The organism is Sandarakinorhabdus sp. (genome assembly GCF_041689835.1).
In the GTDB taxonomy this organism is placed as follows: Bacteria; Pseudomonadota; Alphaproteobacteria; order Sphingomonadales; family Sphingomonadaceae; genus Sandarakinorhabdus.
In genome coordinates, this window is sequence record NZ_JBDNFM010000207.1 from 1 (window position 1) to 8,547 (window position 8,547).

The window sequence follows — 8,547 nt, forward strand, 5'->3', positions numbered from 1 at the left end:
ACTGGTATAACACAAGCCCGCTGGCGCGGTTTCCGGCAGTTCGGTCCACGGTTCTTCGATGCTCTCGGCGCTGAGCAGATCTTCATAGCAAAGCAGGTTCAAACTGCTCTCGGCTGGCATATGAGCACGGTCGGTAAGCAGCACGAAATGCTCGATTGTTCCGAGGCTTGGCTCAATTTTCTCGACCAACTTGACAAACGTAAGGTCGAAAAACAACACCCGGTCTTCTGCATGGTTGGCGATGTAGATGATCTGCTCTTCGAACAGCCGCGGATTGATGGTGTGCGCGACTCCACCCATGCCGGAAATGCCGTACCAGCTTTCGACATGGCGCCAGGTGTTCCACGCCAGAGTGGCGACGCGATCACCCGGCTGCATACCCAGCCGGCGCAGGGCGCCAGCCACCTGGCGGGCGCGGCCGCGCACCTGCGCCCAGTTGGTGCGATGTTTGGGCCCTTCGCAACTCAGTGACACAATCTCGCGCTTTGCATGATGAATCGCGGCGTGATCGATCAGCTTCCACACCAGCAGCGGCCAATCCTGCATCGTTCCGTGCATTTCATTCTCCCCGAGCGATCCGCGCACCTTAGCCGCGCCTGCCTGAAAACAGTCATAGCGGCGCTACCAATCAGGGGAAAGAGGGGCTTGACGATTGGAACATAATTAGAACATATATCCAGAACATAAACAGAACGGAATGGCGTTACGCCGCTGATTGAAGGAATTGGATGATGACGATGCTGATGCTGCTGGCCTGCGTGGCCGCTTGGGCACTGGTTGCGCTAATGCTGGGTGATGCACGCCTGCAGTTGATCGAAGCCCTGCGCGGTCAACCGGTTCAGGGCGGCGGCTGGATGCCGTCGGGTTCGCCAGCGCGCGCCATGGTGCGAGTGGCGCCTTCTCGGGCCTTTACCCGGGCATAGGATCGCACGGCAAATGGCAACAGCACCGCATAGGTTAGGGCGATGAAGCTCAGCATAGGCCAGGGGTTGGTAACCAGTCCCCCGGCAAACAGGCCGACCCCTGCCAGTGCCGGCAACCGCCACGACGGCCGCAGTCGCAACGCGCCCCAGCCATAGCTCGGCAGATTTGAGACCATCAGGAAGGCGACGATCAGCGTTGTGACAGCCACCACGCTGGCCCTTGTGGTGACGTCCTCCAGAAACGACGGCGCCAGCCAGAAATGGACATAAAGCGGCAACAGAGTGAGCCCCGCCCCGGCTGGGGCTGGAATGCCGGTAAGGTAGCCGTGGCGCTTGTGCGGTTGATCCTCGGCATCGATCTGCGCGTTGAAACGCGCCAACCGCAGCGCACACGCGATGGCCTGAGCCAGGGCAATCATCCAGCCCAAACGGCCCGGCAGATGCTGCAATGCCCACAAATACAGAATCAGCGTTGGCGCCACACCAAAAGCGGTCACGTCGGACAGCGAATCCAATTCGGCGCCGAAACGGCTGGTGCCTTTCAGCAGCCGGGCAATTCGGCCATCGATACCATCGAGCACGGCGGCCAGGATCACGGCCGCCACGGCCTTTTCCCATTCGCCGCCAATGGCAAAGCGAACCCCCGTCAAGCCGACGCACAGAGCAAGCACCGTCACGGCGTTGGGCACCACGGCGCGCAGCGGAATGCCGCGGCGGCGGGGCGGTTCGGCTTTATTCATGGGGCGCAACATCGGCGCGGCAGCGGCAACTTGCAAGCCTGCTGAGGCAATGCCCGTCAAGCCAAGGGGCTTAGTGCCCCTGCGCGCCCCACATCAGTGGTGCGCCCTTCACCGCCAGCACGGTTTCACCGGCAATGGCGCGTTGGCCTACTGCCACTGCAGGCACATAGCCGGCCGGCAGGTACACATCGACCCGGCTGCCAAAACGGATCAGGCCGAAACGCTCGCCCACCTTCAGCGCCTGGCCCACATCCACCCACTTCATGATGCGCCGAGCGATCAAGCCGGCAATCTGGGTGAAGGCAACGCGCATGCCGCTGGCATCTTCGATCACGAAATATTGGCGCTCGTTCTCCTCGCTCGCCTTGTCGAGGTCGGCGTTGAGAAACTTGCCCGGCACATAGACGATGCGCGTCAACCGACCGGCGATCGGCGCACGGTTCACGTGCACGTCAAACACGTTCATGAACACCGTGACGCGGGTTACAAGGCCTTCACCGAGGCCGCCTTCGCCCGCCAACTGGCGCGGTACGTCGACATTGGTGATCAGGCTTATCAGCCCATCGGCAGGCGAAACGATAAGATTGTCACCCAGCGGCGTGACGCGCACCGGATCGCGGAAGAATGCCGCCACCCAGATTGCAATGCCAAGCAGAACAAAGCTGACTGCCGTCCATTCCAGCACCAGTCCGGTAAACAGCACGGCGATCAAAGCCAGCCCCAGGAACTTGCGGCCTTCGGGGTGCATGTCGGGCAGGCGATACTTGGCCGATTCGCCCGGCACAAGCGGCAGCGGCCCTGCCGGCACTTCGGGTGGCGTTGGCAGGGCCTCCATGGCCGGCAATTGCGGTTCCGATGTCGGCGCCACATCCAGCGGGTTCGGGGTCGGCTTGGTCAACGACACGCCTTCGGGGGTTTGGGTCGCCAGTGGCTTGTTGTCAGGATCGGTCATGACTGCTGCTTTAGACTTCTGATACGCCGTTTGGCAATTCGTCGCGGATTGCACTCAGCCGGGCGATGCGTCACAGGGCGAGGATGATACGTTCCTTGCTGCTGTTCTGCGGTTCCCGCCCTGGCCATGACCCCGCCCATGCCGAGCTCGCCGCAGGGCTGGGCAGTTTGTGCGCCAACCGCGGTGTGGCACTTGTTTATGGCGGCGGGCGCGTGGGGCTGATGGGGGTGGCAGCGCGGGCCTGCATGGCCGGTGGCGGGCGGGTAATCGGCATCATCCCGCGCTTGCTTATGACCACCGAAATTGCCCAGGACGGGCTTGATGAACTGCACGTCGTCGAGACGCTTCACGAGCGCAAGGCATTGATGCACAAGTTTTCCGACGCGATCATTGCCCTGCCCGGCAGCATCGGCACGCTGGACGAATTGTTCGAAAGCCTGACTTGGCGGGAACTGGGCATCCACGACAAGCCTGTCTGGCTGCTGGGCGGCCAAGGCTATTGGCAACCGCTCACCGCGCTTTTGGCTCACATCGGCCAAGCCGGCTTTGGCCCGCCGCACCTGGATCAATTGGCCGAACCGCTTCAGGATCTGGCCGCATTGTCGCAAAAGCTTGAGGCATCCCGTCACGCTAACCGTTGACCGCAGCCGCCCCAAACCCCTAGAACGCTGCTACATTGCGCCGCCCAGTATTTCAGGAAACACCGATGCCCAAGATCAAGGTCGAAAACCCCGTTGTCGAGCTGGACGGCGACGAAATGACCCGGATCATCTGGCAATGGATCCGCGAACAGTTGATCCTGCCATACCTTGATATCGATCTGAAATATTACGATCTCGGCATGGAAAACCGCGACGACACCAACGACAAGGTGACCGTCGAATCCGCCAACGCGATCAGGGAGTTCGGCGTGGGCGTCAAGTGCGCCACCATCACGCCGGACGAAGCCCGCGTGAAGGAATTCGGGCTCAAGCGGATGTGGAAATCGCCCAATGGCACCATCCGCAACATTCTGGGGGGCGTCGTGTTCCGCGAACCCATCGTCATCAAGTCGGTGCCGCGGCTGGTGCCGGGCTGGACCGATCCCATCGTCATCGGCCGCCATGCCTTTGGAGACCAGTATCGCGCCACCGATTTCCGGGTGCCCGGCCCCGGCAAGCTGATCATGCGCTGGGAAGCGCAAGATGGCAGCAGCGTGATCGAGGAAGAGGTGTTCGAATTTCCGTCCTCGGGCGTCGCCATGGGCATGTACAATCTTGACGATTCGATCCGCGATTTCGCGCGGGCGTGTTTGAACTACGGTCTGGATCGCGGTTGGCCGGTCTATCTGTCCACCAAGAACACCATTCTGAAAGCCTATGACGGCCGCTTCAAGGACCTGTTCGAGGAAGTTTATACTGAAGACTTCAAGGCGCAATTCCGCAAGGCGGGCATCGTTTACGAACACCGCCTGATCGACGATCTGGTGGCCTCTGCCCTGAAATGGTCGGGCAAGTTCGTGTGGGCCTGCAAGAATTATGACGGCGACGTGCAGTCCGACATGGTGGCACAGGGCTATGGCAGCCTTGGCTTGATGAAATCGATCCTGATGACGCCTGATGGCCAGACAGTAGAAGCCGAAGCCGCCCACGGCACCGTTACACGGCATTATCGCATGCATCAGGAAGGCAAGCCGACCAGCACCAACCCGATCGCCAGCATCTTTGCCTGGACCGGCGGCCTCAAGCATCGCGGCAAGCTGGATAACACGCCGGCCGTGACCAATTTTGCCGAAACACTTGAGCGCATCTGTATCGAAACCGTGGAATCGGGTGCCATGACAAAGGATCTGGCACTGCTGGTCGGCCCGGATCAGGCTTGGATGACGACAGAGAAATTCTTCGAAACCGTCCGCGCCAACCTCGACGCTGCCATCGCCAAAGGGCTTTGAAAGCGCGCGTTTCCCATCAAGCGCCCGCCAAGCTGAAGCATGTTCAGCATGGCGGGCGCGAGGTGCGCCCCGCAAGCTTACGGAGAGCCTGACATGACCGCACCCCGCATCAGTCGCCGCCAGTTGCTGGCTGGCACCGCCGCCATCGCAGTGGCGGGACCGGCAGCAGCGTTGACCGACCCGACGGCGGCCGATGCACAGCTGCTCAGCCTGTTCGATGCCATGTTTGCCGAAGGCATCGCCGAAGCGCCGGAACGCGCCACGGCGCTGGGGCTCGATGTGGGCGCCAATGCCGGGCTGAAATCGCGCCTGTCGGATTACAGCCGCACCGGGCGGACGGCCGATCTGGTTCGTGCAAAAAGCCAGCTTGATCGGCTGCGCGGCATTCCGTCAGAGGCACTGTCACCTGAGCGGCGGCTTGATCGCGACGTTGTGGAATATGATCTGTCGCGCCGGGTGATGAATGAAACCCGCTTTGGCTTTGGCAGAGCCGGCGGAAATTTTGCGCCCTACGTTCTCACCCACAGCGAAGGCGCCTATCGCGATGTGCCGGGCTTTCTGGAAAGTCAGCATGGCGTCACATCTGCCAGCGATGCCGAAGCTTGGCTGGCACGCCTGAGCAGCTTTGCCTCGGCACTCGACCAAAACACGGGACGACTGCAGGAAGAGGCGGCAATGGGCGTGATACTGCCGGCCTTCCTGCTCGATCTGGCGCTGCCGCAGATGAGCCGGCTGCGCGCCACGCCGGCCGGAGAAACCGTGCTGGTTGCTGCCCTTGCCCGCAAGGCAGTCGCCGCCAACGTGGCCGGGGATTGGGGCAGCCGTGCAGCTGCCATTGTGGAACAACAGGTGTTCCCCGCGCTTGATCGCCAGATTGCCGCCGTCACCGCCCTGCGCAAGGGCGCCACCATGGATGCCGGCGTCTGGAAGCTGCCCGACGGCGCTGCCTATTACGACGCCGCGGTTAAATCATCTACAACGACCAATTACAACGCCGAGGACGTGCACCAATTGGGCCTGGCGCAAGTGGCTGAGATCTCGAGCCAGCTCGATGCACTGCTCAAGGGCCAGGGCCTCACTCAAGGCACGGTTGGCCAGCGGCTGGTGGCGCTGAATGAGCGGCCGGACCAGACCCATCCCAATACAGACGCGGGCAAGGAGGAATTGCTCACCGAATTGCGCGCCCACGTCGCCTCGATGTATCCGCGACTGGAGCGGCTGTTCATCACTCAACCGAAATCGAAACTTGATGTGAAGCGGGTTCCTCTGGCCATTCAGGAAGGCGGCGCCGGCGCCTATTATCAGAACGGTACCCCCGATGGCGCGCGCAACGGCACCTTCTTCATCAACCTGACTGACAGTTTCGATCGACCAAAATTTGGCCTGCCCACCGTAACCTTCCACGAAGGCGTGCCCGGCCATCATTTCCAGGTCATGCTGGCGCTGGAAAGCCCGGACGTGCCGCCGATCCGCCGCCGCGCGGGCTACAGCGCCTATACCGAAGGCTGGGCGCTGTATGCCGAAACCCTGGCGGATGAAAACGGCTATTACGAAGGCAACCCACTGGGCCGTATTGGCTATCTGCAAAGCCTGCTGTTCCGCGCGACCCGGCTGGTGGTCGATACCGGCCTGCACCACAAACGCTGGACCAAGGATCAGGCCATTGATTGGATGGTAGCCGCCACCGGCTTTGCCAAGGGCCGCACCACGCGCGAAATCGTGCGCTATGCCGGCGCGCCGGGCCAGGCGCTCAGCTACAAGATCGGCCACACCAAATGGCTGGCCGTGCGCGAGGCAGTGAAGGCGAAACAGGGCGCTGACTTCGACATCCGCCAGTTCCATGAAATCCTGCGGCTGGGCGCAATGCCGCTGGTGCTGCTGGAGCGCGAGGCGCTGCGCCGCAGCTGAAGCACGCCGCCCATTGTTGCGCCTGACAGAGCCGGCGTGACAGCGCGCAAAGCAGAAGCCATGATGCGAGAATGGCGCTGAACCTGGAATCCACCGCCTTCAAGGACATGGTCCTCGTGCTGGGCGCAGCTGGGCTGGTGATCCCGGCCTTTGCCGCGCTGCGCATTTCTCCAGTGATCGGTTTCATCCTCATTGGCGTGGCGGCCGGGCCCTACGGGCTGGGCCAATTGCCGGGGCTGGGCTGGCTGGAACTGTCCAATCCGATGGCACTGGCAGCGCCGGCCGAACTGGGGGTGGCGCTGCTGCTGTTTGCGCTGGGGCTGGAACTAAGCCTTGATCGCATCCGCACCATGCGCAGCCTGATCCTTGGGCTGGGCAGCCAGCAACTGCTGCTGTGCGCCGCGCTCATTGGGGCGGGGCTGCTGGTGGCCGGGCTTCCAATCATCGCTGTGGTGGCAATCTCCGGGGCGCTGGCGTTATCATCCACGGCGGTGGGCTTGCAACTGTTGTCGGCAAGCGGGCGGGTGGGCAGCCAAGCCGGGCGCAAGGCATTGGGCGTGCTGCTGTTTCAGGATCTGGCGCTGGCGCCGATACTGCTGCTGATCGGTGCCAGCAGCGGCGGCAATTTTGGCCTCAGCCTGGCTATAGGCGTGGGCGCCTTGCTCGGCATCGCACTTTTTGCCCGCTACATCGTGCCGCCGCTGTTTTTGCAAGCCGCCCGCACGCGGCGATCGGAATTGTTCCTGGCAGCGGCATTGGTCGTGCTGATCGGTTCGGCCGCTACCGCCGCGCTGGCGGGCCTGGCGCCGGCCGTGGGTGCGCTCATGGCCGGGCTGATGCTGTCCACCAGCGATTACCGCCGCCAGATCGAAGCGGCCATTCAGCCCTTTGAAGGCTTGCTGTTGGGCGTGTTTTTGATCTGGGTGGGCAGTGGGCTTGATCTGGCAGCGATTGCTGCCAATCCCTGGCCCATGCTGGGCGGTACGGCGGCGGTACTCACGGTCAAAGCCGGCGCGGTTTATGCCCTGTTACGGCTGCGCGGAAACAGGCGCGGTGTTGCGGGCCATGTCGCCCTGCTGCTGGCCAGCCCGTCGGAAACCAGCCTGGTTGTGCTGGCCGCGGCCGTCACCGCCGGGCTGATCGGCGGCAGCACGGCGCAATATGCGCTGGCCGTTGCCTCGCTCACGCTGGCGCTGGCGCCGCTGCTGGGCCTGGCGGGTGCGCGGCTGGAGGCGCAGAGCAATGAAGATCATCAGCAACTCCCACCGGAGGCCACCGACCAGCAAACCGTGATCATCGGCTATGGCCGCGTTGGCCGGCTGGTTGCCCAGATGCTCGACATGCACGGCCAGCCCTGGCTAGCGGTGGACAGCGATCCGGACGAGGTGCAGCGCTTTCGCCGGGCCGGCAAACCGGTGATCTATGGCGACGCCCGCCGCCCGGAACTGGTGGATCGGTTGAGGCTGGACCATGCCCGTGCCGTGGTGTTGACCATTGACGACATGCGCATGCTCGATCTGCTCATTCGCCGCATTCGTGCCAGCCACCCCGATCTCTGCATCGTGGTCCGAGCCCGCGATGCCGAACATGCCGGCACGCTTTATGCCCTTGGCGCCACCGATGCCGTGCCCGAAACCGTTGAAAGCAGCCTGCAACTGGCGGAAGCCGTGCTGGTCGATCTGGGGGTGCCGATGGGGCCAGTGATCGCGTCTGTCCACGAGAAGCGCGAAGAACTCCGTGCCCAGATCAAAGGTGGAATCATGGGGGGCAGCGGCACGACCCCCAAGCGGCCGCCATTGCGCAGCTTGCGCCGAGGACCAACGCAGGGCGATTAAGCCGGTTTCCGCCAAAGCATGATGTGGAAATTCGGCACCCGGTTGTAGCGGTCGCGCTTGTCGGCCGGGCCGCCGGTGGCGGCGATGCCACGCGCCGCCAGCATCGGCGTGTCGAGCACATGGACGCGGCCGAAATCGCCGCTATCACCCTGTATGGCGATCCACGCGGCCGCTGACGCATCCAGGCCAATCGCCATCACCGCTTCCCTTCATTCCGGGCGCGGCGTCTGGACGGATCGCCGGGCGTCGTCAAGCCAAC

The 8,547-nt window shown here is 63.0% G+C and carries 8 protein-coding genes; 4 read left to right on the forward strand and 4 right to left on the reverse strand.

The window, feature by feature from the left end; genetic code table 11:
* The 3 genes from ACESL8_RS11295 to ACESL8_RS11305 all read right to left on the reverse strand — a co-directional run.
* A partial coding sequence (locus ACESL8_RS11295; RefSeq protein WP_372918882.1) for an AMP-binding protein occupies positions 1-525 on the reverse strand: 525 nt, incomplete at its 3' end.
* Between the two features lie 313 nt (positions 526-838).
* Positions 839-1,663, reverse strand: a complete 825-nt coding sequence (locus ACESL8_RS11300) for a phosphatidylcholine/phosphatidylserine synthase (protein ID WP_372918885.1) — start codon at positions 1,661-1,663, stop codon at positions 839-841.
* Between the two features lie 70 nt (positions 1,664-1,733).
* Positions 1,734-2,615, reverse strand: coding sequence for a phosphatidylserine decarboxylase (locus tag ACESL8_RS11305; protein ID WP_372918887.1), 882 nt, complete (start codon positions 2,613-2,615; stop codon positions 1,734-1,736).
* A gap of 83 nt (positions 2,616-2,698) precedes the next feature.
* Between ACESL8_RS11305 and ACESL8_RS11310 the strand changes: the two genes are divergently transcribed.
* The 4 genes from ACESL8_RS11310 to ACESL8_RS11325 all read left to right on the forward strand — a co-directional run bounded on the left by ACESL8_RS11310 (position 2,699) and on the right by ACESL8_RS11325 (position 8,288).
* Positions 2,699-3,256, forward strand: coding sequence for a TIGR00730 family Rossman fold protein (locus tag ACESL8_RS11310; RefSeq protein WP_372918890.1), 558 nt, complete (start codon positions 2,699-2,701; stop codon positions 3,254-3,256).
* Between the two features lie 65 nt (positions 3,257-3,321).
* Positions 3,322-4,545 (forward strand): NADP-dependent isocitrate dehydrogenase, encoded by a 1,224-nt coding sequence (locus tag ACESL8_RS11315; protein ID WP_372918893.1) that lies wholly within the window; start codon positions 3,322-3,324, stop codon positions 4,543-4,545.
* Positions 4,546-4,638: 93 nt separating this feature from the next.
* The gene (locus ACESL8_RS11320; protein ID WP_372918895.1) at positions 4,639-6,453 is read left to right on the forward strand and encodes a DUF885 family protein; all 1,815 of its coding nucleotides are present in this window, start codon (positions 4,639-4,641) and stop codon (positions 6,451-6,453) included.
* A gap of 71 nt (positions 6,454-6,524) precedes the next feature.
* Entirely contained in the window at positions 6,525-8,288 is a 1,764-nt protein-coding gene (locus ACESL8_RS11325; RefSeq protein ID WP_372918897.1) for a cation:proton antiporter, read from the forward strand.
* Here the strand turns inward: ACESL8_RS11325 and ACESL8_RS11330 are convergent.
* A complete protein-coding gene (locus ACESL8_RS11330) occupies positions 8,285-8,485 on the reverse strand; it encodes a hypothetical protein (protein ID WP_372918899.1) in 201 nt (66 codons plus the stop codon). The two genes, ACESL8_RS11325 and ACESL8_RS11330, sit on opposite strands and share 4 nt — an antisense overlap.
* Positions 8,486-8,547 lie beyond the last annotated feature (62 nt).

Bases quoted from the DNA above. Each gene is read 5' to 3' on its own strand.
- ACESL8_RS11300 (WP_372918885.1), bottom strand. From the start codon at position 1,663: ATGAATAAAGCCGAACCGCCCCGCCGCCGCGGCATTCCGCTGCGCGCC.
- ACESL8_RS11305 (WP_372918887.1), bottom strand. From the start codon at position 2,615: ATGACCGATCCTGACAACAAGCCACTGGCGACCCAAACCCCCGAAGGC.
- ACESL8_RS11310 (WP_372918890.1), top strand. From the start codon at position 2,699: ATGATACGTTCCTTGCTGCTGTTCTGCGGTTCCCGCCCTGGCCATGAC.
- ACESL8_RS11315 (WP_372918893.1), top strand. From the start codon at position 3,322: ATGCCCAAGATCAAGGTCGAAAACCCCGTTGTCGAGCTGGACGGCGAC.
- ACESL8_RS11320 (WP_372918895.1), top strand. From the start codon at position 4,639: ATGACCGCACCCCGCATCAGTCGCCGCCAGTTGCTGGCTGGCACCGCC.
- ACESL8_RS11325 (WP_372918897.1), top strand. From the start codon at position 6,525: ATGGCGCTGAACCTGGAATCCACCGCCTTCAAGGACATGGTCCTCGTG.
- ACESL8_RS11330 (WP_372918899.1), bottom strand. From the start codon at position 8,485: ATGGCGATTGGCCTGGATGCGTCAGCGGCCGCGTGGATCGCCATACAG.